Raw genomic sequence first — 22,613 nt, forward strand, 5'->3', positions numbered from 1 at the left:
CCCCACCGCGACCCCCTCCCGCGGCGGGGGCCCGTCTCTTTTCCGTACGGCGGTCAGCGGCCGATCCGCTGCGACACCATGGCCTGCAGGCCACGCGGGACGAGCCGCCCGATCGCCACGATGAGCTTGTAGCGCAGGCCGGGGATCGAGACCCGCCGCCCCACCGCCAGGTCCCGCATCGCCGCGCGCACCACGTCGTCGGCCTTCAGCCACAGGAACCAGGGGATGCCCGAGCTGTCCATCGAGGCCCGCTGGTGGAACTCGGTGCGGACGAAGCCGGGGCACAGCGCCATGACCCTGATGCGCGGGCCGACCGTGGTCGCGGCCGACTCGCTGAAGTTCACCACCCACGCCTTGGAGGCGCTGTAGGTGCCGCGCGTGAAGAACGCCGCCACCGACGCCACGTTCACGATCGCGCCCCGGTCGCGCTCGCGCATGCCGGGCAGCGCCGCCAGCGTCAGCCGCAGCACCGCCTCGCAGTGCACCTTCAGCATGCGGACCTCGTTGGCGACCGGCACGTCGGGGAAGTGCCCCGCGTTGCCGAAGCCGGCGTTGTTGACCAGCAGATCGACGCCCTCACGCAGTCTCGACTCGACCCTGGCCAGGCCCTCCTCGGTCGACAGGTCGGCGGGCAGCACCTCGACGCTCACGCCGTACCTGAGCTTGAGCTGGTCGGCGGTCTTGGCGAGGCGGAGCTCGTCGCGGGCCACGAGGACGAGCGAGTAGGCCTCGGCGGCCAGGTGGCGGGCGAAGGCGGCGCCGAGGCCGGCGGTCGCGCCCGTGATCAGTGCGGTTGGCATGCCTGCACCTTAACGGTCATGGCAGGATGGGGAACGTGCGCCTCGTCGTGGCCGGGATCCTCCTCATGGCCCTCACCGCCTGCACGCCCGGGCAGCCCGCCGGGTCGGCCGCCCGCACCCCCGCCACCACCGGCGCCTCGCCCGTCCCCTCGCCGCGCACCAGCCTGCCCGAGCCGCAGACGAGCACGCCCGCGACCGAGCGGGGCGAGCTGCGCTTCACCGAGATCGCCACGCTGGAGCAGCCGGTGGCGTTCGCCGTACGCGAGGGCGACGACCGGCTCTACGTGGCCGAACAGACGGGCCGGCTGCGCACCACCGACGGCAAGACGGTGATCGACCTGTCCGGCGAGGTGAGCACGGGCAACGAGCAGGGGCTGCTCGGCGTCGCGTTCCACCCCACGGGCCGCTGGGTCTACCTCGACTGGACCGACGCGCGGGGCCACACCCACATCACCGAGTGGGCCTACGACGGCGAGCGCGCCACCGGCAGGCGCGACGTGCTCACGCAGGACCAGCCGTTCGCCAACCACAACGGCGGCCAGCTCGCCTTCGGCCCCGACGGCCACCTCTACATCGCCTTCGGCGACGGCGGCAGCGCGGGCGACCCCGAGGGCAACGGCCAGGACCTGGGCACGCTGCTCGGCAAGATCGTACGCATCGACCCGCGCGGTGACCCGTACGAGATCCCCGAGGACAACCCGTTCGCCGGCCGGCGGGGCGCGCGCGGCGAGATCTGGGCCTACGGCCTGCGCAACCCCTGGCGGTTCAGCTTCGACCGCGGCACCGGCGACCTGTGGATCGGCGACGTCGGCCAGAACGCGTGGGAGGAGGTCGACCACCAGCCCGCGAGCTCCAAGGGCGGCGAGAACTACGGCTGGAACCTGCGCGAGGGCAAGGCGCGCTTCCGCGACGGCCAGGCCCGCGACCTGGTCGAGCCGGTGATCGTCTACCCGCTGAACGAGGGCGGCAACTGCTCGTTGATCGCCGGGTACGTCTACCGCGGCGAGAAGATCCCGTGGCTGAAGGGGCAGTTCCTGTACGGCGACTTCTGCGCCGGATGGGTCAGGGCCGCGCCCGCCGCAGATCCCGCGGACTCGGCCGAGGTGGGGAGGGTGGAGCAGCTGTCGTCGTTCGGGCAGGGCCCCGACGGCGAGCTGTACGCGCTCAGCCTGCAGGGTCCGATCTATCGGATCGAGCCCGCGTGACCCGCTCGATCAGCGACTCCACCTGGTCGTTCAGCTTGGCGCCCCTGGCCCAGCCCGCGTAGTGGGTGAGGAAGACCGCCACCTCCCGCAGCTCCGTGTCGCTCAGCTCGCCGGCCCGTAGCGCCACGTCGAGCTGGACGTCGGTCATCTCGTGCAGCCCCTGGCCGACGAGCAGCCCGAGGAGGAGCAGGCGGCGCTCCCGTACCGTCAGCACCGTCCGTGACCACAGGTCGGCGAACTGACGCTCGGCGGTCATGCCGAAGGAGTCGACGGTCTCCATCGCGGGTTCTGTCATGGTCCGCTCCAGGGTTGTCGATACGAGATCCTCATATCTTTCGCTACTTACCGGGATGAACCAATGGGGGTTGCATGAACGTTGTAGCGCGGCGCCGCGGGACCAGTGCGGAGGGCTGCTTGGCTCTGTAACAAGTAAAGCCAATGGACAGCCAAGATTTGGTCAAGATTTCTCACCGCTCGGTGAGCTGATTTCACTCCAAAGCGGGCACAACAACTCCGTTGGTCCGTCATGCGGAGGTAAGCCCTGGTGAAAAAGACACGGGCTTTGATCGCGCTCATGGTCGCGGTCCTGACGCTGTCCGCCTGCGGGCAGCCGGAGTTCACCTACGTACGTGACAAGGACGGGACCACCTACTTCAAGGTGCCCGCCTCCTTCACCCAGCTCGACGCCTACCCCATCGAGCTGTACCTGTCGGGCGACCACCCCGGCTCGCAGGCGGCGGTCCTGCGGGCGCAGCGGGTCTGGTCGACGGCCTTCGACCAGTCAGCCGATCCGTCGGTCAATCACCTGCTCGGCTCGACGGAGCCGTTCGTCTACGCCACCGTGCACCAGCTCACCGAGGAGCAACGGGACGCCGTCTCCCTGAACAGGCTGCGGGACTTCATCCTGCCGGTGACGGAGGAGATGCGCACGGCGTATCTGCAGCAGGCCATCCAGTCGAACCAGCCGCCCATGTTCGGCCGCTTCGAGCTGATCAAGGATGAGGTGCTGGCCCTGGACGGCGGCGCGAAGGGAGTTCGCGTCCGCTTCAACTACCAGATCGGCAACGAGATCCAGACCTTCGACCACACCGCCCTGCTCGACGCGAAGGGCACCAAGGTCTCCGTCATGCTCATCGGCTGCCAGTCGGTCTGCTACGCCAAGCGCGCCGCGGAGTTCGACAAGATCGCGAGTTCTTTCAAGCTGCTCCGGCTGCCCGGATGAGGGAGCATCATTGACCATTCACCATGAAGGGCTGCGCGCCCCCGGCAGCGGGCCCATCGATCCCGAATCCGTGACCAGGAAGAAGATGCAGTTCTGGGACCGGAGCAAGTTCCTCATCGCCCTCGTGCTCGCCTATCTCGTCCTCACCTGGAAGGTGATGGCGGACCACGAGGGCATCATGAGTTTCTACGAGGGCGCGCAGCAGATCGCGATCGACTACCAGTGGATCTTCTGGCTTCTCGGCGTGGAGATCACCAGGCAGCTGCACTTCTTCGTCAGCGAGCACTGGTCGGCCTACCACCGCTTCTGGAGCCAGAAGGTCTTCGGCGGGTTCGAGCGCTGGACGCACCGCCGCTTCGACGACTGGACGCGCTTCCGGCTCGCCCGCGCGCTGAAGATCCTCTTCTTCATCACGCTGATCGCCCTGGTGCTGGGGGCGGTGCTGGACGTCAGCCCGTTCACCGCGCTGCTCCAGGCGCCGGCGCTGATCTGGCAGGCGCTGCCGTTCTTCCTGCAGATCGTCTTCCTGTTCTTCTTCGTCATCATCCAGTTCGTCGGCCTGTTCTGGTTCCTGTCCAGGGGCGGCGTCGAGACGTACTTCCCCGACGACATCAAGACCCGCTTCCACGACGTGTGGGGGCAGGACCACGTGGTCGAGCGCGTCCAGGAGAACATCGTCTTCCTGGAGCGGCCCGACGAGATCGAGCGGCGCGGCGGGTACGTCCCCAGCGGCCTGCTGCTGTGGGGGCCACCCGGGACCGGCAAGACCCTGATGGCCGAGGCCGTGGCCGGTGAGACCGGCAAGCCGTACGTGTTCGTGGATCCGGGCGCGTTCACGAACATGTTCATGGGCATCGGCATCCTCAAGGTCAAGTCGCTGTTCAGGAAGCTGCGCAAGCTGGCGCTCCGGTACGGCGGCGTGATCGTCTTCTTCGACGAGGCCGACTCCCTCGGCAAGCGCGGCAGGCTGGCCCAGCAGGGACCGCCCGGACAGGGCGGCGGCTTCGCCGGGCACTCGTCCGGCTTCGACGGCTGCCACGGCATGAACTACATGTCCGAGGCCACCCGGCAGCTGCTCGCCTTCCGCGGCGGGCGCGGCGAGGAGGACGAGCCGGGCCGCCGCAACCGCTTCATGATGGGCGGCGGCATGATGAACAGCGGCGACCCCGGCACGCTGCAGGCGCTGCTCACCGAGCTGTCCGGGCTCAAGAAGCCGCGCGGGTTCTTCAACCGGCTGGTGCGCCGGCTGCTCGGCATGCGGCCCAAACCGCCGCCCAAGTACCGCATCCTCGTCATGATGGCCACCAACCGGCCCGACGCGCTGGACGAGGCGCTGCTGCGGCCGGGCCGCATCGACCGCATCTACAAGGTCGGCTACCCGTCCAAGGCCGGGCGCGTGCGCACCTACCAGGGCTACTTCGACAAGGTCTCGCACGAGCTGACCGCCGAGCAGGTCGACAAGCTCGCCACCATCACCCCGTACGCGACCGGCGCCACCATCAAGGACCTGGTCAACGAGTCGCTCATCACCGCCATCAGGGACGGGCGCGAGGTCATCACCTGGTCGGACGTGCTGCGCGCCAAGCGGCTCAAGCAGCTCGGCCCGCCCGAGGACGTCGAGTACATCGAGCGCGAGCGGCACGCCGTGGCCGTGCACGAGGCCTGCCACGCCGTCGTCGCGTACGTCACCCGCTTCCACCTCGAGATCGACATCGCCACCATCGAGAAGGGCGCCGACTACCTGGGCATGGTCGCCTCGATCAAGCCCGAGGACCAGTTCACCCGATGGAAGTCCGAGCACGAGGCGGACATCATGGTCTCCCTGGCCTCGCTGGCGGGCGAGCGCATGTTCTTCGGCGAGGACAACTCCTCGGGCGTCTCCGGCGACCTGTACTCGGCGACGTACCTGACGGCGATGATGGAGTCGTACTGGGGCATGGGCTCGGGCGTCACGTCGCTGCCCGCGCTCCAGGAGCTGGAGATCATGGGCGGCAAGGCCGTGCGCAAGGCCGGGGGCGGCGGCTCCATCGGCATCACCGACAGGGAGCCGACCAGGCGGCAGCAGGACCTGACACCCGACGTGCTGGGCGAGCGCATCGAGTTCAACCTGGTGCGGCTGCTGGAGATGACCGAGGAGCTGCTGCAGGAGCACCGCAGGGAGGTGCTCTGCCTGGCGCACGCGCTGGAGACGCACAAGACGCTCAACGGCGACGACGTGGTCGCGATCATCCGCAGGGAGCCGGGGCCGCTGCTCGACGGCAGCATCTACGCCTCCGAGGAGCTCTACCAGGAGCTGGAGGAGTACCACAGGGACGCGGTCAGGGCGCACAAGGAGCACAGCCGGATCGACCGCGACCTGCCCGGGCACCAGGAGCCGGTCGAGGCCGTGCCAGCCGCCTTCGGCGCCGTGATCGTCCAGACCGGCCCGCCCGGGACGGCCCCGCTCCTCCAGGCGCCTCCGCCCGGCTCGCCGCCCGTGATGCAGGCGCCTCCGCCCGGCTCGCCGCCCGTGATGCAGGCGCCCGCGCCGGGTTCGTCGGCGGTGGCGCAGGCGCCCGCATCACCTCCCGCGGGCACGCCGCTGTCCATGGCCCCGCCTGTGGGGCCGCCCATGCCCTTCGTGCAGCAACCGCCCGCAGGCTCGGGCCCGCCTGCCGCCTCGGGTCCGCCAGCCGGGTCGGGTTCGGTGGCCGGGTCGGATCCCGCCGCCGCTTCCGGCGCGTCCGGCGAGCAGTCCGAACGGCCGGAGTTCGTGCCGTGGGCCGGCACCGCCCAGCCGCCGGCGCCGGCGGCGCAGCCGGTGCCCGTCGTCGTGGGCACCCCCGCCACCCCGCCGCCCCCGCAGCGGCGGGCCGCAGGCCGGATCTGGCTGGTCGTCGCCAGCCTGCTCGGGCTCGTGGTGCTGTCGATCATCGCGGCGCTCGCGGTGACGGGTACGGTGGCGGGCGGCAACGGCTCGGGCAACGCGGCGTCCGGCGTGGCCTCGCCGGGGCTGCTGCTCCTGCTGTTCGTGGTGGTCGTCGCGGGCATCGTGGGCGCGGGGCTGGCCTTCGTCGCGATCAAGGGCATCCGCAAGGCGCAGGCCAAGGCGGAGCAGGAACGTGACCAGGCCCACGCCCGCGCCCAGCTCCTGGCCGCGGCCATGGACCCGGACACGGCCATGCGCCTGCTGGGTTACGACGGCAACGGCACGGATCGCCGCCCCTGACCGCGTACGTGTCCGGCCGTACGTGACCCACCGTGACCGCCGTACCTGACCGCCGTGCCTGACCGGAAGGGCCGCGTGCGGGCCGGGGCGTTCCAGCGAGCGCCCCGGCCCGCTCGGCCGGCGCGCCTCATCGGCGGTCGTGTTCCTCGTGGGCGCGGCGCAGCAGCGCCATCAGCTTGTCCTCGTCGCGGATCTGCCGCCTGAACTTCTCCGGCAGCCGCCTGAGCTGCTCCTCCTCGGCCAGCAGCTTGGCGAACAGCTCCGCGCGCAGCTCGGGGTCGTGCTCGACGTCCAGGTACTGCTGGGCGTGCCTGCGCACCATCGACACCGTGTTCTGCGCCCGGCCCTTGGCGCTGGCCAGCGAGGCGATCACGGTGATCGCCAGCACGCCGATGATCACCGACAGGGACAGCCCCGTGCTGATCTCCGCCACCGGCACCGGCTCGCCGTCGTTGATGAACGGCACGTTGTTCTCGTGCAGCGCGTGCAGGACCAGCTTCACGCCGATGAAGGCGAGGATGAAGGCCAGGCCGTAGGAGAGGTAGATCAGCCGGTCCAGCAGCCCGTCGATGAGGAAGTAGAGCTGCCGCAGCCCCAGCAGGGAGAAGGCGGTGGCGGTGAAGACGAGGTAGACGTTCTGGGTGAGGCCGAAGATGGCCGGGATCGAGTCCAGCGCGAACAGGATGTCGGTCCCGCCGATGGCGATCATGACGAGCAACATCGGCGTCATGACCCGCCTGCCGTCCTGGACGGTGAACAGCCTGTCGCCGTCGTAGGTGTCACTGGTACGCAGCACCCGCCGGGCCACGCGCACCATGAGGTTGTCGGGGGAGTGGCTCTCCTCGCCCTCCGGCCTGAGCAGGTTGCCCGCCGTGAGCAGCAGGATGAGCCCGAACAGGTAGAACACCCAGGCGAAAATGTTGATCAGCGCCGCCCCGACCAGGATGAACCCGCTCCTGGCCAGCAGCGAGAAGACGATGCCGAACAGCAGAGCCTTCTGCTGATCGGCGCGCGGCACCTTGAAGCTCGACATGATGACGAGGAAGACGAACAGGTTGTCGACCGACAGCGCCTTCTCGGTCACGTAACCGGCGAAGTACTCCGCCCCGGGATCCGAGCCGCCGAAGATCCAGATCCCGGCGCCGAACAGCAGGGCGATGCCGACGTACAGGGCCGACCAGACCGACGCCTCGCGCAGCGTGGGCACGTGCGACTTGCGGACGTGGAAGAAGAAGTCGAACAGCAGCAACCCGACGATCCCCAGGATCGTCAGCCACCACACCGCGGCGGAAACGTGCACCAATGCTCCCTGTGTGCCGTCTGTCGTGGGGGAGGCGCATGTGAACGCGTGTCGTCGCTGGTGCTACCCGGTGGGCAGGAGGCCATGCGCCGTACGGTAGGAAGGAGATCATGCATGTGATCGTCATCGGCGGCGGGATCGCGGGCGCGAGCGCCGCGTTCGCGCTGGCGCGCAGGGGCGCGGCCGTCACGGTCGTCGACTCGGGCGAGGCCGGGCAGGCCACGGCGGCCAGCGCCGGCATCATCGCGCCGTGGGCCTCCGCCGTGGAGGGCCCCTTCTACGACCTGTACGCGGCGGGCGCCGCCTACTACCCCGAGGTCATCGGGCTGCTGGCGGAGGCGGGCGTGGAGCGTACCGACTACCGCCGCAACGGCGAGCTGCTCGTGCACGAGGACCCGGCGCGGCTGGACGCGGCGCAGGCCCTCGTCGAGGCCCGCGCCCGCGACGCCGGCGCGATCGTCGGCGAGGTGCGGCGCATCGGCAACGACGAGGTACGCGCGCTGTTCCCGGTGCTGGCCGAGACCCTGGAGGGCGTGTTCGTCTCCGGCGGCGGCCGGGTGGACGGGCGCACCATGCGCGACGCGCTGCTCCAGGGCGCGGCGCACCACGGCGCCCGGCAGGTGCGCGGGCGGGCCAGGCTGCGCCCCCAGGGCACGCCGGCGGTGGAGGTGGGCCCGGACCTGCTGGAGGCCGACGCCGTACTCGTGGCCTCGGGTGCGTGGGCCAACGAGCTGCTGGAGCCGCGCGGGCTGCGCCTGGCGGTCGAGCCGCAGCGCGGCCAGATCTCCCACCTGCGCCTCGACGGCGTCGACACCAGCGGCTGGCCGTCGGTGCACCCGCTGTCGCACCACTACATGGTGGCCTTCGACGACTCGCGGGTGGCGGTGGGCGCGACCAGGGAGACGGGCAGCGGGTTCGACGCGAGGGTGACGGCTCGCGGGCAGTGGGAGGTGCTGTCCGACGCGCTGCGGATCGCGCCGGGGCTGGCGGACGCGACGCTCATCGAGACGCGCGTCGGGCTGCGGCCGCTGCCGTCGGAGCAGGTGCCGATCGCCGGGCCGCTGCCGGGGGAGGAAGGGCTGCACGTGGTGACGGGGTTCGGCGCGGCGGGGCTGACGATGGCGCCGTTCACGGGCGACGCGCTGGCCCGCTCGATCCTGGACGGGACGACGGTGCCCGAACTGGCCGCGTTCGCCCCCTGAACCGCCTGAACCGCCTGAACCGGAGACTGGCGCGCCGCGTCTTAGGGGTGTGCTCAGACTCACCCTCCTCCTGCTCGCCACCCTGACCGCCTGCTCGTCCGGCGAGCGGCCCTGCACGATGATGGCCAGCCTGGAGGGCGTGCACGTCGACGTCGACCAGGCGGTCGCGGCCCGGGCCGAGCACCTGGCGATCGAGGTGTGCTGGGACGGCGCGTGCCGGCGGTCGAGCGGCGAGCTGATGCCGGCCACGCGGCAGGGCGAGCAGACCTGCTCCGGTGACACCTGCTCGGTGACGGCGGTCCGCACGGGCGCGAAGTTCGGGTTCGGCACGGTCAGCGGGCTGCCGAAGCGGCCGGTCGAGGTGCGGCTGACGCTCTCAGGCGCCGGCGGCTCGGAGCCGGTGCCGGCCCGTACGATCAGGGTGACGCCGAAGGCCACCTTCCCCAACGGGCCCGACTGTGGCGAGGGCGCTCCCCAGGTGAAGCTCACCGTGGCGGCCGACGGCACCGTGAGAGAGGGCTGACCTCGCGGCTGGTAAAGCTTCCCGATTAACACGGCGTTCACATTCGGGCAAAAACTGGGAAACGGCCATCCGTAAGACTCGGCGTGGCTGAGAGAAACCCCGAAAGGACCGCCGTGAGCTACAAGGCTGAGTACATCTGGATCGACGGCACCGAGCCCACGGCTCTGATGCGCTCGAAGACCAAGATCCTTGCCGACGGAGCCGAGCCTCCGGTCTGGGGCTTCGACGGCTCCAGCACCAACCAGGCCGAAGGCCACTCGTCGGACCGCGTGCTCCGCCCCGTGTTCGTCTGCCCGGACCCGATCCGCGGCGGCGACAACAAGCTCGTCCTGTGCGAGGTCGAGGAGATCAACGGCGACCCGCACGTCAGCAACACCCGCGCCCTGCTGCGCCCGGTCGCCGAGCAGTACGCCGCCCAGGAGTCCTGGTTCGGCATCGAGCAGGAGTACACCTTCTTCAAGGGCAGCCGCCCGCTAGGCTTCCCCGAGGGCGGCTTCCCCGCCCCGCAGGGTCACTACTACTGCGGTGTCGGCGCCGAGGCCGTGTTCGGCCGCGAGATCGTCGAGCTGCACCTCGACCGCTGCCTCGCCGCCGGCCTCGCGATCTCCGGCATCAACGCCGAGGTCATGCCCGGCCAGTGGGAGTTCCAGGTCGGCCCGGCGGGCCCGCTCGAGGTCTCCGACCACATGTGGGTCGCCCGCTACCTGCTCTACCGGACCGCCGAGGAGTACGGCGTCGAGGCCACCCTCGACCCCAAGCCCGCCCGCGGCGACTGGAACGGCGCCGGCGCCCACACCAACTTCTCCACCAAGGCCATGCGCGAGAGCTACGAGGCCATCATCACCGCCTGCGAGGCGCTCGGCGAGGGTGACAAGCCGATGGAGCACGTCACCCAGTACGGCGCCGACATCGAGCTGCGCCTCACCGGCCACCACGAGACCGCCCCGTGGAACAAGTACAGCTACGGCGTCTCCAACCGCGGCGCCTCCGTGCGCATCCCGTGGCAGGTCGAGGTGGACAAGAAGGGCTACATCGAGGACCGCCGCCCGAACGCCAACGTGGACCCGTACGTGGTCACCCGCCTGCTGGTGAACACCTGCTGCGCGGCCCTGGAGAAGGCCGGCCAGGTCTGATCGTGCGAAAGTGAGCGGGCCCCCTTCGCAGGAAGGGGGCCCGCTTTCTCATGCCAGGCGGAAGTCCAGGTCGGGGACGATGTCCGCGACGTCCATCTGCGCCTTCTGCAGGCGCCCCGAGTGGTCCCAGTTCATCGCCTGCCAGCGGGTGAACTGGTCGAGCACCCACATGCCCGACTGGCGGCTGCCGTTGCCCGACTTGCCGTTGCCGCCGAACGGCAGGTGCGCCTCGGCGCCCGAGGTGGAGTTGTTGACGCTGACCATGCCCGCCGAGATGCCCTCCCTGAAGCGGAAGGCGTGCTGCGGGTTCGTGGTGTAGATGGAGCTCGACAGGCCGTAACCGGGCAGGTTGGCCAGGTCGAGCGCCTCCTCCATGGTGGAGAACGCGGTCACGCCCACGATCGGGCCGAACGTCTCCTCCATGAACAGCCGGTCGCCCGGCCGCACGCCGTCCACCACGACCGGGTGGTAGTAGAGCCCGTCGCCGCCGTCGAAGCCGTCGCGCGGGTTGTCCTTCGTGATCCGGCCGGTCGCGCCGGTGACGACCCGGTGGTGCGGCTCGATCCAGGTCAGGTACTCCTCGTACCGGTCGGCGAACTTGCCGTCCAGCAGGGGCCCCGCCAGCACGTCCTGCCCGGGGTCGCCGATCCTGGCCGTCTCCACCGCGCGCGCGAACCGCTCCACGAACGCGTCGTGCACGCTCTCGTGCACGATCACCGTGCCCAGGCTGGTGCAGCGCTGGCCGGCGGTGCCGAAGCCGGAGAACAGCGCGCCCTCGACGGCCAGGTCCAGATCGGCGTCCGGCATGATCACCATCGGGTTCTTGCCGCCCAGCTCCAGGCAGGCCGACTGCAGGTGGCGGCCCGTCAGCTCGCCGATCTTCCTGCCCACCTCGCTGGAGCCGGTGAAGCCCACCTTCTGCACGGTGCCCTCGTCCAGGGCCCGCTCCAGGCCCCCGAACGTGGCCGCGCCGTCGGCGAAGACGATGTTCAGCACGCCGTCGGGCAGGCCCGCCGCCGTGAACAGGGTGAACAGGGCGTGCGCGGAGGCGGCGGCGTACTCGGCGGGCTTCCACACCACGGCGTTGCCGCACAGCAGCGCCGGGACCAGGTACCACGACGGGACCGCCACCGGGAAGTTGCCCGCTGTCACGACCGCCGCCACGCCGATCGGGTTGCGGAAGGTGAACAGGTTCTTGTCCGGCATCTCCGACGGGACGGTCTGCCCGTACAGCCTGCGGCCCTCGCCGAGGAAGAAGTCGCAGGTGTCCACGATCTCCCTGACCTCGCCCAGCGCCTCGGCGTACGGCTTGCCGATCTCCTCGGTCACCAGCCTGGCCAGCCGCTCGGTGTTGGCCTCCACCAGCCGCCCGATCGAGGCGATCACCCGGCCGCGCACCGGCGCGGGCACCTTCGCCCACTCGCGCTGCGCCTCCCTGGCGGTGCGGCAGGCCGCGGCGAACGTCTCCGCGTCCGCCAGGCCGACCCGCGCCACGACCTCGCCCGTGCGGGCGGGATTGATCGACTCGTACGTGCTCGCGGCCGCCACGTCCTTGCCGCCCACGATGGAAACGATTTGTCGGCTCACCGGTGCCCTCCTCGTAAGTTCTTTCGTAGACGCTAGCTCTCCCGCGCCAGTTTGCGCAGCTCCGGCCCGTGGACCGGATCGGCCAGCGCGGCGGCGAACTGTGCCCGCAGGTAGTTGAGCGGCGAGCCGGTGTCCCACCAGGTGCCGTCGATGACCTGGCCGTACACCGGGTTGGCCGCGGCGTGGCGGTGCAGGGCGTCGGTGAGGTAGATCTCGCCCTCGGGACGCTCGTACCAGCGGCGCGTGGCCGCCTCCAGCTCGGCGACCACCCCGGGGGTGACGACGTAACCGCCGATGGCGGCGTAGCGCGAGGGGGCCTCCTCCGGGCGCGGCTTCTCCACCAGCCCGGAGATGCGCAGGCGGCCGCCGCCGAGGTCCTCCTCGACGATCGGCACGCCGTACTTGGCGGCGTCCTCGACCTCCATCGGCATCAGCGCCAGCACCGGCGCGCCGGTGGCCTCGTAGGCGGACTTGAGCTGCCTGGCGCGGGGCACCTCGGCCACGAACACGTCGTCGGCCCACAACACCATGAACGGCTCGTCGCCGATGACCCGGGCGGCGTTCAGCACCGGCGTGCCGTTGCCGTACGGGCCGCGCTGGTACAGGTACGTGATGTGGGCCAGCGACGACAGCTCGGCCACCGCGCCGGCCAGGTCGTCCTTGCCGGCCGCGCGCAGCTCCCGCTCCAGGTCGCCGTCCGGGGCGAAGTGCCGCTGGACGAGCTCCTTGCGGGCCGAGGTCACGATGGTGATCTCGTCGATGCCGGAGTCCACGAGCTCGCGGATGGTGTGCTCGATGACCGGCTTGTCGCCGATCGGCAACATCTCCTTGGGCAGCGCCTTCGTCAGGGGCAGCAGCCGGGTGCCCAGCCCGGCCACCGGGATCACGGCCTTGCGGATCATGGTCTCTCCTCGTGCGGACGGCGCGACGGGAGGGACGTTACCCCAGGGAGCGATCGCCGATCCCATCGGCCAGCACCTGGCCGATCACGAACCGGGCGTTGGCCGCGATGGCCGGGTTCGTGTACAGGTAGTAGGGGAGCTGGATGAGCGCCATCGACAGCGCCCAGCCCCTGCCGCGCGCCCACGTCGCGTCGTCGGCGCCGAGCGTGGCGCGGAAGACCTCGCGGGAGGCGGGGGTGAGCAGGTTCCAGGCCGGGATCAGGTCGATGGCCGGGTCGCCCACGCCCATGGTCGCGAAGTCGATCACTCCGGTGAGCCGGCCGTCCTGGACCAGGAGGTTGCCCGGCATCAGGTCGGAGTGCACCCACACGGGCCGTCCCGCCCACTCGGGCGCGCGGACGGCCGCGTCCCACGCGGCGGTGGCCGCGCCGGTGTCGATCAGGCCGTCCAGCTCGCCGATCGCGTGCCTGGTCGCCGCGTCCACCTCCGACAGGGGCCCCGCCCGGTACGCCGCGGGCCCGCCCGGCAGGTCGATCCGCCGGAACGCCCCGGCGAATGCGGCCAGGTCCTTGGCGAGCAGCCCGTCCTCGTGACCCTCGCGCGGGTTCTCGCCGTCGATCCACCGGCTGACCGACCACGGCCAGGGGAAGCCCTCGGCCGGCGCGCCCCTGCCGAGCACGTCGGGGATGGCCACGGGCAGCAGCGGGGCCAGCCGCGGCAGCCAGCGGTGCTCCTTCTCGATGTCGCCGACGCCGTTCTCGATGCGCGGCAGGCGTACGGACAGGTGGTCGCCCAGCCGGTAGACCGCGTTGACCGTCCCGGAGGACGGGAACGGCTCGATAGGCAGCTCCGCCCATTGCGGGAATTGTGCGGCCAGCAGGCGGCGTACCAGAGAAACGTCGATATCCGCCTCGTCGGCGTGCATCTTGCCCATAAACGCCCCATCGTAGGGTCAGCCGGCCGTGTGCCGGAGCACCAGCCCGGCCACCCGCTGCGGCAGGCCCGGCGACAGGAGCGAATGGCCCATGCCCGGGATCGCCTCCAGCCGGGCGCCCGGGATCTGCGCGGCCACTGCCTCGCCGTGCGGCAGCGGGCGCAGCGGGTCCTCCGTGCCGTGCACGACCAGCGTGGGGACCTTGATCGAGGACAGCGGGACCTGGCGGTCGGCGGTCATCACCCGCCCGGCCAGGTCGTGGTTGAGCGCCGCCGCCGGATCCGCCGCGAGGTCGTAGGACTGCTCGACCAGCCGCCGCGCCGCCTGCTCGTCGAACGGCAGCGCCTCGCCGCTCAGCACCCGCCAGGTCTCCAGGTTCGCCGCGACGGCCTCCTCGCGGGTGCCGCGCGGCACGCTCGCCATGCGCATGACGTGCTCCAGGAAGCGCGGTGCGGGCGGGGGCAGGTCGTCCGGGTCCGGCTCCTGGCCCGACAGGGCGCGTGCCCAGGCCGGGCCGGCGTCCGCGCCCATCGGGCCCGACATGATCACGGTCAGCGTGGTCACGCGTTCCGGGCGGTGCACGGCCAGCCACTGGACGACCGCGCCGCCGAGCGAGGCGCCCGCGAGGTGGGCGGTGCGCACGCCGTACGCGTCGAGCACGGCGAGGGCGTCGGCGGCCAGGTCCGCGAGCGTGTACGGGTCGGTGGCGAAGTCGACGCAGCCGGAGCGGCCGGTGTCGCGGTGGTCGAAGCGGATCACCTGCCTGCCGCCGGTCACGAGGGTGTCGACCAGCTCGTCCGGCCAGCCGAGGCCCGGGGTGGAGGTGCCCATGACGAGCAGCACCGCCGGGTCCTCCGGGTCGCCGAACCGCTCGGTCCACAACGCTACTTTCCCGGACTCGATGAATTTCCCTTCGGATATCACCATGACCGCGAATATATCGAAATTTCCGCATATTTCGCTAAAATGCGAAAATTCGGGTTTTGTGATATAATGTATTACCAGGAACGGGTGGGGGGCGGAGAATCCGCGGCTGATTCTGAAATGTCGTGGTTCGCGATGACGGCCAGGTGATGTGCCAGGTCGGCCAGCGCGCGGGAGGCGGCCAGCTCGTCCCCGATCACCGGCTTCGACGGGTCCGCCGGGTTGCGGCGCGCCCGTCCGGTCCCGGTCACCTGCTCGCCTTTCGCGGTGGTCAGCGTCGCCTGCGCCGAGGTGTCGTCACCGGCCTCGGCGAGCGAGATGCGCACGGTCCATTCCTTGGTCTCCATGCCCCGCCCCTTACCATCAGACCGCCTGTAAACCTTGGCGATCAGGTCAGTGGCGGGTGGCGGCCAGGATGGCGATGCCGTCCAGGACGTTGCCGACCACGTGGTCGGCCCCGTGCTCCTGTCCGGGCCAGGTGCCGTGGTCGATCCAGATGCCGCGCAGGCCCGCCGCCCTGGCCCCGGCGATGTCCGCGGTCAGGTTGTCGCCCGTCATCCAGCCGCCCGCCCCCAGCTCGGCCCCGCACCGCCGGGCAGCGATCGCGAACAGCTCCACCTCCGGCTTGCGCACCCCTTCGGCGCCCGAGATGGCGTACCCGTCCACCAGCCGGTCCAGCCCGGTCCGCCGGAGCTTGGTGAGCTGGCGCTGCGCCGGGCCGTTGGTGACAATGCCGACCCGCCAGCCCGCCTCCCGCAGCCCGGTCAGCGCCTCGGGCACGCCGGGGTAGGGGTCGGCGAGCCGCGGGATCCGCCGGTGGAAGCCCCTCGTCAGCTCCGCCACGGACTCCCGCACGCCGAACGCGCGCCGCGCCTCGGCGAAGAACCGCCCCCGATCGGGGTGGGCCGCGGCGTTCAGCTCGACCAGCCGCTCCACCGCCCCCTCCGGCAGCCGGTGCCGCTCGGCGAACTCGCCCGCCCACCGGACGAACGCCGCGCCCAGGTCGAGCAGCGTCCAGTCGAGGTCGAACAGCGCCAGCCGGCCGCCGTCCGGACGGGTACCGATCACGTTCGCTCCTCACTCGGGCCAGTCAGGCCGGGCGGAAAGTTTCAGCGCGGGCCGCACCTCTGAAGAACATTTGAGCAGAACGCGCAAAAGTCTGGACCAACGGCGGCCCGCGGGCGACGATCCGATCATCGACGTAGATCGTGTCAAGGCGCCAGTGAAGGGCTGGCCCGCCTCGTCGTCTTCGCCTCCTCGAGCAGCGGGACCCGCCGGGTTCTCGCTCCTGCCGACGGCCGGCCGAGCACCGCACTGCTCGCTCAGCCGGCCTCCCTCGTAACCCCCGGAGGAGCTCAATGGATCAGCCGAGTGAGTTAGACCTGCCTGACTCCCGATGGAACGGCCTGCAACGACCCCCTCAAGAACCGGATCGCCCCGACTCGTCGTGGAATCGTTTCGCGACGCGGGAAGCCAAGCCGGAATCGCGCTGGCCACGCAGGCTGGCCCCCGTTCTCTCGATCGTCCTGGTGGTGGAGATGGCGTACGCCATGCCCGCCTACGCGGCCCCGCGCTCGGCGCCGGGCGTGCAGAAGGAGACACCGGTGACGGGCGAGAAGGTGCCCGTCAAGCCGCCGCTGGCCGATCCCGCCGCCAAGCAGGCGTGGAAGGCGGCGCCGGCCGTCACCTGGCCCAAGCCGCAGAAGGCGGAGCTGGGCGGCTCGGTCTCCACCCTGAAGGCCGGCTTCCCGGTGAAGCTGGCGCCGGGCACGGCCAGGGCGGCACAGGCGGCGGCCCCGATCAGCGTCGAGCTGCTCGACACCGACCGGCTCGGCCTGGCCATGCGCGTCACGCCGGGCCAGGGAGTGGCGGCCGCCGCGGCGGCCAAACCGGCCAAGACCCGCGTGGAAGTGGACTACTCCGGCTTCCGCTACGCCTACGGCGGCGACTACGGCTCCCGGCTGCGCCTGGTGAAGCTGGAGGAGTGCGCGCTGACCGGCGCGGCGGGCTGCGCCGCGCCGCAACCGGTCAAGAGCGACAACAACGCCGCGAGCGGCACGGTGACCGCCGAGGTCGAGACCGGCGGCCTGTACGCGCTGACCGCGGCGGCGTCCGGCCCGTCGGGCGACCACGCCGCCACCTCCCTGGCGGCCTCCTCGGACTGGAGCGTGGGCACCCAGTCGGGCGACTTCACCTGGGGCTACGACCTGCGGACGCCTCCATCGCTGGGCGGCGAGGAGCCGGGCGTGTCGCTCGGCTACTCCTCGCAGAGCGTGGACGGCCGCACCGCCTCCACCAACAACCAGGCGTCGTGGGCGGGTGAGGGCTTCGAGCTGAACCCGGGCGGCTACATCGAGCGCCGCTACAAGTCCTGCATGATCGACGGCAAGAAGACCGGCGACCTGTGCTGGGACCAGGACAACGCCACCATGTCCATCGGCGACTCGTCGGTCGAGCTGGTCAAGGACGCCACCACGAAGCAGTGGCGGCCCAAGCGCGACGACGGCACCAGGATCGAGGCGCTGACCGGCGCCACGAACGGTGACAACAACGGCGAGTACTGGCGGGTCACCACGCCGGACGGCACCCAGTACACCTTCGGCCTGAACCGCCTGCCCGGCTGGGTCAGCGGCAAGGCCGAGACGAAGTCGGTGCAGACGGTGCCGGTGTTCGGCAACAACAGCGGCGAGCCCTGCTACAACAGCACCCCGGCCAACGCCTGGTGCCAGCAGGCCTACCGGTGGAACCTCGACTCCGAGGTGGACACCCACGGCAACGCCACCACCTACTGGTACGAGCGCGAGACCAACTACTACGGCCGCAACATGAAGCCGGAGCTGGGCACCCAGTACGTGCGCGGCGCGTACCTGACCCGCATCGACTACGGCTACCTGAAGGGCGAGCTGTTCACCAAGGCGCCGGCCGCCCGCGTGCTGTTCGAGACGGCCGAGCGCTGCCTGCCCAGCGGCACCATCACCTGCGCGCCCGCCGAGCTGAAGAAGGAGACCGCCAGCCACTGGCCGGACGTGCCCTTCGACCAGATCTGCGACGCGGGCGTGAAGTGCGTCGACCGCCTGGCGCCGACGTTCTTCACGCGCAAGCGCCTGGCCAAGGTCACCACGCAGGTGCTCAACGCCGCGGGGCAGTACTACCCGGTGGACTCCTGGGCGCTGACGCACCAGTTCCCCGCCTCGGGTGACGGCATGAGCCCGGCGCTGTGGCTGGCCTCGATCCAGCAGACCGGTCACGTGGGCGGCACGATCACGCTGCCTCCGGTGAAGTTCACCGGCGTGCAGCTGCCCAACCGGGTGGACGCCCTCGAAGGCCGCGCCCCGCTGGTCAAGTGGCGGGTGCAGGCGATCAACAACGAGTCCGGCGGCGAGCTGCGGATCAACTACTCGGCGGCCGACTGCAAGCCGGGTGACGTGCCCGCGGCGGACAAGAACACCAGGCGTTGCTTCCCGCAGCGCTGGGCCCCGCCGAACGAGGCAGAGGTCACCGACTGGTTCCACAAGTACCTGGTCACCCAGACCGTCGAGGTCGACCGGGTGGCGGGCTCCCCGAACGTGGTCACCGACTACGAGTACCTGGACGGCGCCGGCTGGCACTACGCCGACAACATCCTGGTCAAGCCGGAGCACCGCACCTGGGCCGACTACCGCGGCTACGGCCGGGTCCGCGTCCGCGAGGGCGACGGGCAGGACACCAAGCGCACGCTGACGGAGTTCCGCTACTTCCGCGGCATGCACGGCGACAAGCTGGCCGACGGCTCCAGGCGCAGCGCGCAGGTCGAGGACTCCGAAGGCGTCAAGCTGGACGACCACGACCAGCTCGCCGGGTTCGAGCGGGAGGAGATCCTCTACGACGGCGACGGCGGCACGCTCCTGACGGCGACGGCACAGCAGCCGTGGTCGGTCAAGACGGCCGAGTCCACGCAGGGCGGCGTCACCAAGACCGCGCACGTGGTCCAGCCCAAGTCCATGGTCACCCGCGACTCGCTGCCCGGCGGCAAGTGGCGGCGTACCGGGGAGGACCGCGAGTACGACGCCAAGGGCCTGCTCCTCCAGGTGGACGAGAAGGGCGACCTGGCCACCACCGACGACGACGAGTGCGTCCGCTACACCTACGCCCGCAACGACACGTCCTGGATGCTCGACTACCCCAGCCGGGTCCAGAAGGTCGCCGCCGGCTGCGGCACCGCGGTCTCCACGCTGGCCGCCGGCGAGGTGCTCTCCGACGAGAAGATCCACTACGACGGACAGGCGAACGGCCAGCCCCCGACCAAGGGCGACGTGACCGCGGTCCAGGAGGTCGTCTCGGCCGACGGACAGACGATCACCGGCAGCACCCACACCTACGACGTCTACGGCCGGGAGACCAGCGAGACCGACCCGGTCGGCACCAAGTCCGTGACCGCCTACAGCCCCGCCACCGGCGCCCCGGCGAGGGAGACCACGGAGACGAACCAGCTCGGCCACCTCGAGCGCACCCAGCTCGAACCGGCCTGGGGCGAGCCGGTCGCCGAGATCGACGCCAACAACCGCCGCGTCGACATGGAGTACGACGCGCTGGGCCGCCTGATCAAGGTCTGGCAGGCCGACCGCAGCAAGGCGGCCGGGCAGTCGCCCAGCACCGAGTACTCCTACACGGTGCGGTCCGACGGGCCCAGCGTCGTCACCACCAAGACGCTGCGCGCGGACGGCGGCTACACCGTCAGCCACGAGCTGTACGACGGCCTGATGCGCGAGCGCCAGACCCAGGAGCCGTCGCCCACCGACGACCAGACGCAGGACCCGGCGCTGCGCGACGGCCGCACGATCACCGACACCTTCTACAACTCCCAGGGCGAGGAGTACAAGCAGAACACCGGCTACTTCGCCACGGGCACGCCGTCCACCGCGCTGCTGGCGGTGGCCGACACCGCCGTGCCGAACCAGGTCGTGGCGCAGTTCGACGGCACGGGTGAGAAGAACGCCGAGATCTTCAGGGTGAAGGGCGTGGAGCAGTACCGCGTCACCGCCAAGGATGAGGGCGACCGGCTGCACATCACCCCGCCGCCGGGCGGGACGGCCACGACCCGCATCGGCGACGCGCAGGACCGGCTGATCGAGCTGCGCCAGTACAAGGGCGCGACCCCGACCGGCGAGTACGAGTCAACCAAGTACACCTACGACCACGCGGGCCGCCTGGCCACGGTGACCGACCCGGCCGGGAACGTCTGGCGGCACCACTACGACCTGCGCGGCCGGGAGATCAGGACCGAGGACCCGGACAAGGGCGTCACGACCACCACGTACAACGACGCCGACGAGGTCGTCACCACGACCGACTCGCGCGGCAAGACCCTGTGGTACGGCTACGACGCGCTGGGCCGCAAGACGCAGCTGCGCGACGGCTCGGCGACCGGCACGCTGCTGGCCGAGTGGAAGTACGACGCGCTGGCCAAGGGGCACCTCAACGCCAGCATCCGGTACGTGGACGGGCAGGCGTACACGGCCGAGATCAACGCGATCGACACCGACTACCGCACGCTCCGCCAGACCGTGACCGTCCCGGCGCGGGAGGGCAAGCTGGCCGGCTCCTACCAGCTCAACACCCGCTACACGCTCGACGACCAGGTCCAGTCGATCAGCTTCCCGGCCGGCGGCGGGCTGGCGGAGGAGCAGGTCGTCTACAGCTACGACGCGCTCAGCCAGCCGACCAAGGTCACGGGCCTGTCGGCGTACGTCACCGCCACCCGCTACTCCAAGCTCGGCGAGACCCTGCAGTACGAGCTGGGCGAGGGCGACAAGAAGACCTGGCTCACCTACACCCACGACGAGGGCACCCGCAGGCTGACCGGCATGCGGCTGGACCGGGCCGGCGCCTCGGCCAGTGACCTGGACCTCCACTACAGCTACGACGCGGCCGGCAACGTCACCAAGATCGCCGACAAGGCCGCCCAGGACACGCAGTGCTTCACGCACGACCATCTGCGCCGGTTGACCTCGGCGTGGACGGCCACGGACGACTGCGCCGCCGGCGCCCCGCAGTCCGGCAAGATCGGCGGCGTGGCCCCGTACGCGGTCAGCTACGCCTACGACGTCACCGGCAACCGGACCAAGGAGACCAAGCACGCCTTCGGCAGCGGGGGCGAGAGCGTACGCACCTTCACCTACCCCTCGGCGGGCGGCAAGCAGCCGCACGCGCTGCAGAGCGTCGGCACGGACCTGTTCGAGTACGACGCGGCGGGCAACACGACCAGGCGCAAGGTCGGCACCTCCGACCAGAGCCTGGTGTGGGACGCCGAGGGCAACCTGGAGTCGGTGACCGAGGCGGGCAAGACGACCTCGTTCGTCTACGACGCCGACGGCGACCGGCTGCTCCGCAAGACCGCCACCGACGCCACCCTCTACATCGACGACATGGAGCTGCGGCTCGACTACGCCAAGGACGCCGTCGAGCAGACCCGGTACTACACCATCGGCGGCGAGGCCATCGCGATGCGCACGCCGGACAACCAGGTCTACTTCATGGCCAACGACCACCAGGGCACCGCGCAGGCCATGGTGAACGCCGGCACCGGGGACGTGGCCGTCCGCAGGCAGACCCCGTTCGGCGAGGATCGCGGGACAGCGCCACCCTGGTGGCCGGGACAGCGCGGGTTCGTCGGCGGCACCAAGGACGCGACCACCGGGCTCGTGCACCTCGGCGCCCGCGAGTACGACCCGGCCAACGGCCGCTTCCTCTCGGTCGACCCGATCATCGACGAGAACGATCCGCAGCAGCTCAACGCCTACGCCTACGCCAACAACAGCCCCGTTACCATGAGCGACCCCGACGGTCAGCTGTTCTGGTTCGCCGTCGGCATCGCGGCTCGGATCGCGGCGCGTGCCATCGCCAGGCGGCTGGCCCAGGCCGCCGCCAGGCGGGCGGCGGCCGCGGCGGCCAGGCGGGCGGCGCTCGCCGCCGCCAGGCGCAGGGCCGCCGAGGCGGCCAGGAGGCGCGCCCTGGAGGCCGCCAGGCGCAGGGCCGCCGAGGCCGCCAGGAAGAAGGCGGCGGAAGCGGCGAGGAAGCGGGCCGCCGAAGCCGCCAGGAAGAGGGCGGCGCTGGCGGCCAGGAAGAAGGCCGCGCTGGCCAGGCAGCGGGCGGCAGCGGCCGCTGCCAGGCGGCGGGCGGCGGCGGCGCAGCGCAGGGCCGCGGCGGCCAGGCGCAGGGCCGCGGCCGCGCGCAGGGCGGTCACCAGGCGTGCGAGCAGGCCCAAGGCCACGGTCAGGCACCGGCCCGCCGTCCGCCCGACCAGCCGCAGGGCGGTCCAGCGGGAGGCCCCGGCCAAGGCTCAGCGGAACGCGCCGAGCCAGGGTCAGAGCCAGTCGCGCGGGCTGAGTGAAGCGCAGAAACGCTCGATCGACGAGCAGTTGGGCAGGGCCCGGCCCACCGGGGCGTACACGAGGAGCGCCAGGACCGAGACGGAGGGCATCGCGTGGCAGGGCACCGGCCACGGCCCGGCCTCCAAGCCGTACCAGTCCGAGCTCCCGCGTTCGAAGGGCTGGGCGCGCGTCTACCGCATCTGGGAGATCTTCAGGCCGCCGGCGGTCCCGCCGAACTGATCCGGCACTGAGGCCCGACCAGAGTTGACCGGAGCTCCCGTCCGGACGGTGCGGACCGTCCGGGCGGGAGCTCGCTCATGCCAG

The 22,613-nt window shown here is 71.1% G+C and carries 16 protein-coding genes; 7 read left to right on the forward strand and 9 right to left on the reverse strand.

Annotated features, from left to right (window positions below; all coding sequences use genetic code 11):
• Window positions 1-53 precede the first annotated feature (53 nt).
• The gene (locus HD593_RS15040; RefSeq protein WP_185102764.1) at window positions 54-800 is read right to left on the reverse strand and encodes an SDR family NAD(P)-dependent oxidoreductase; all 747 of its coding nucleotides are present in this window, start codon (window positions 798-800) and stop codon (window positions 54-56) included.
• 35 nt (window positions 801-835) lie between these two features.
• Here HD593_RS15040 and HD593_RS15045 point away from each other — a divergent pair, with 35 nt between their 5' ends.
• A complete protein-coding gene (locus HD593_RS15045; protein ID WP_312903475.1) occupies window positions 836-2,005 on the forward strand; it encodes a PQQ-dependent sugar dehydrogenase in 1,170 nt (389 codons plus the stop codon).
• On the opposite strand, the gene HD593_RS15050 is transcribed toward HD593_RS15045, so the two are convergent.
• Complete coding sequence (locus HD593_RS15050) at window positions 1,965-2,300, reverse strand: carboxymuconolactone decarboxylase family protein (RefSeq protein ID WP_185102766.1); 336 nt, start codon at window positions 2,298-2,300, stop codon at window positions 1,965-1,967. The two genes, HD593_RS15045 and HD593_RS15050, sit on opposite strands and share 41 nt — an antisense overlap.
• A 249-nt stretch (window positions 2,301-2,549) precedes the next feature.
• Here HD593_RS15050 and HD593_RS15055 point away from each other — a divergent pair, with 249 nt between their 5' ends.
• Window positions 2,550-3,227 carry an LptM family lipoprotein gene (locus tag HD593_RS15055; RefSeq protein WP_185102767.1) on the forward strand — a complete coding sequence of 226 codons (678 nt, stop codon included), beginning with the start codon at window positions 2,550-2,552 and terminating at the stop codon, window positions 3,225-3,227.
• A 10-nt stretch (window positions 3,228-3,237) separates the two neighbouring features.
• A complete protein-coding gene (locus HD593_RS15060) occupies window positions 3,238-6,435 on the forward strand; it encodes an AAA family ATPase (RefSeq protein WP_246546538.1) in 3,198 nt (1,065 codons plus the stop codon).
• A 127-nt stretch (window positions 6,436-6,562) separates the two neighbouring features.
• Here the strand turns inward: HD593_RS15060 and HD593_RS15065 are convergent, their stop codons facing one another.
• Window positions 6,563-7,735, reverse strand: a complete 1,173-nt coding sequence (locus HD593_RS15065; RefSeq protein WP_185102768.1) for a TerC family protein — start codon at window positions 7,733-7,735, stop codon at window positions 6,563-6,565.
• Window positions 7,736-7,845: 110 nt separating this feature from the next.
• Here HD593_RS15065 and HD593_RS15070 point away from each other — a divergent pair, with 110 nt between their 5' ends.
• The 3 genes from HD593_RS15070 to glnII all read left to right on the forward strand — a co-directional run bounded on the left by HD593_RS15070 (window position 7,846) and on the right by glnII (window position 10,593).
• A complete protein-coding gene (locus HD593_RS15070; RefSeq protein ID WP_185102769.1) occupies window positions 7,846-8,937 on the forward strand; it encodes an NAD(P)/FAD-dependent oxidoreductase in 1,092 nt (363 codons plus the stop codon).
• 49 nt (window positions 8,938-8,986) lie between these two features.
• On the forward strand, window positions 8,987-9,460 hold the full coding sequence (locus HD593_RS15075) for a hypothetical protein (protein ID WP_185102770.1): 474 nt from the start codon (window positions 8,987-8,989) through the stop codon (window positions 9,458-9,460).
• 113 nt (window positions 9,461-9,573) lie between these two features.
• Window positions 9,574-10,593 carry a glutamine synthetase gene (glnII, locus tag HD593_RS15080; protein ID WP_185102771.1) on the forward strand — a complete coding sequence of 340 codons (1,020 nt, stop codon included), beginning with the start codon at window positions 9,574-9,576 and terminating at the stop codon, window positions 10,591-10,593.
• A 48-nt stretch (window positions 10,594-10,641) separates the two neighbouring features.
• Here glnII and HD593_RS15085 read toward each other — a convergent pair whose 3' ends face one another.
• The 6 genes from HD593_RS15085 to HD593_RS15110 all read right to left on the reverse strand — a co-directional run bounded on the left by HD593_RS15085 (window position 10,642) and on the right by HD593_RS15110 (window position 16,008).
• Window positions 10,642-12,180: an aldehyde dehydrogenase family protein gene (locus HD593_RS15085; RefSeq protein WP_185102772.1), complete on the reverse strand. Its 1,539-nt coding sequence runs from the start codon at window positions 12,178-12,180 to the stop codon at window positions 10,642-10,644.
• A gap of 32 nt (window positions 12,181-12,212) precedes the next feature.
• Entirely contained in the window at window positions 12,213-13,082 is an 870-nt protein-coding gene (locus HD593_RS15090) for a UTP--glucose-1-phosphate uridylyltransferase (protein WP_185102773.1), read from the reverse strand.
• 37 nt (window positions 13,083-13,119) lie between these two features.
• A complete protein-coding gene (locus HD593_RS15095; RefSeq protein WP_221524768.1) occupies window positions 13,120-14,016 on the reverse strand; it encodes an aminoglycoside phosphotransferase family protein in 897 nt (298 codons plus the stop codon).
• Window positions 14,017-14,034: 18 nt separating this feature from the next.
• The gene (locus HD593_RS15100) at window positions 14,035-14,943 is read right to left on the reverse strand and encodes an alpha/beta fold hydrolase (RefSeq protein ID WP_185102774.1); all 909 of its coding nucleotides are present in this window, start codon (window positions 14,941-14,943) and stop codon (window positions 14,035-14,037) included.
• Window positions 14,944-15,014: 71 nt separating this feature from the next.
• The gene (locus HD593_RS15105) at window positions 15,015-15,287 is read right to left on the reverse strand and encodes a DUF1876 domain-containing protein (RefSeq protein ID WP_185102775.1); all 273 of its coding nucleotides are present in this window, start codon (window positions 15,285-15,287) and stop codon (window positions 15,015-15,017) included.
• A 46-nt stretch (window positions 15,288-15,333) separates the two neighbouring features.
• Entirely contained in the window at window positions 15,334-16,008 is a 675-nt protein-coding gene (locus tag HD593_RS15110; RefSeq protein ID WP_312903476.1) for an HAD family hydrolase, read from the reverse strand.
• Between the two features lie 470 nt (window positions 16,009-16,478).
• On the opposite strand from HD593_RS15110, the gene HD593_RS15115 reads away from it, so the two are divergent.
• Window positions 16,479-22,529, forward strand: coding sequence for an RHS repeat domain-containing protein (locus HD593_RS15115; RefSeq protein ID WP_246547900.1), 6,051 nt, complete (start codon window positions 16,479-16,481; stop codon window positions 22,527-22,529).
• Window positions 22,530-22,613: the final 84 nt, after the last annotated feature.

The sequence above is a fragment of the Nonomuraea rubra genome, assembly GCF_014207985.1.
Classification (GTDB): Bacteria; Actinomycetota; Actinomycetes; order Streptosporangiales; family Streptosporangiaceae; genus Nonomuraea; species Nonomuraea rubra.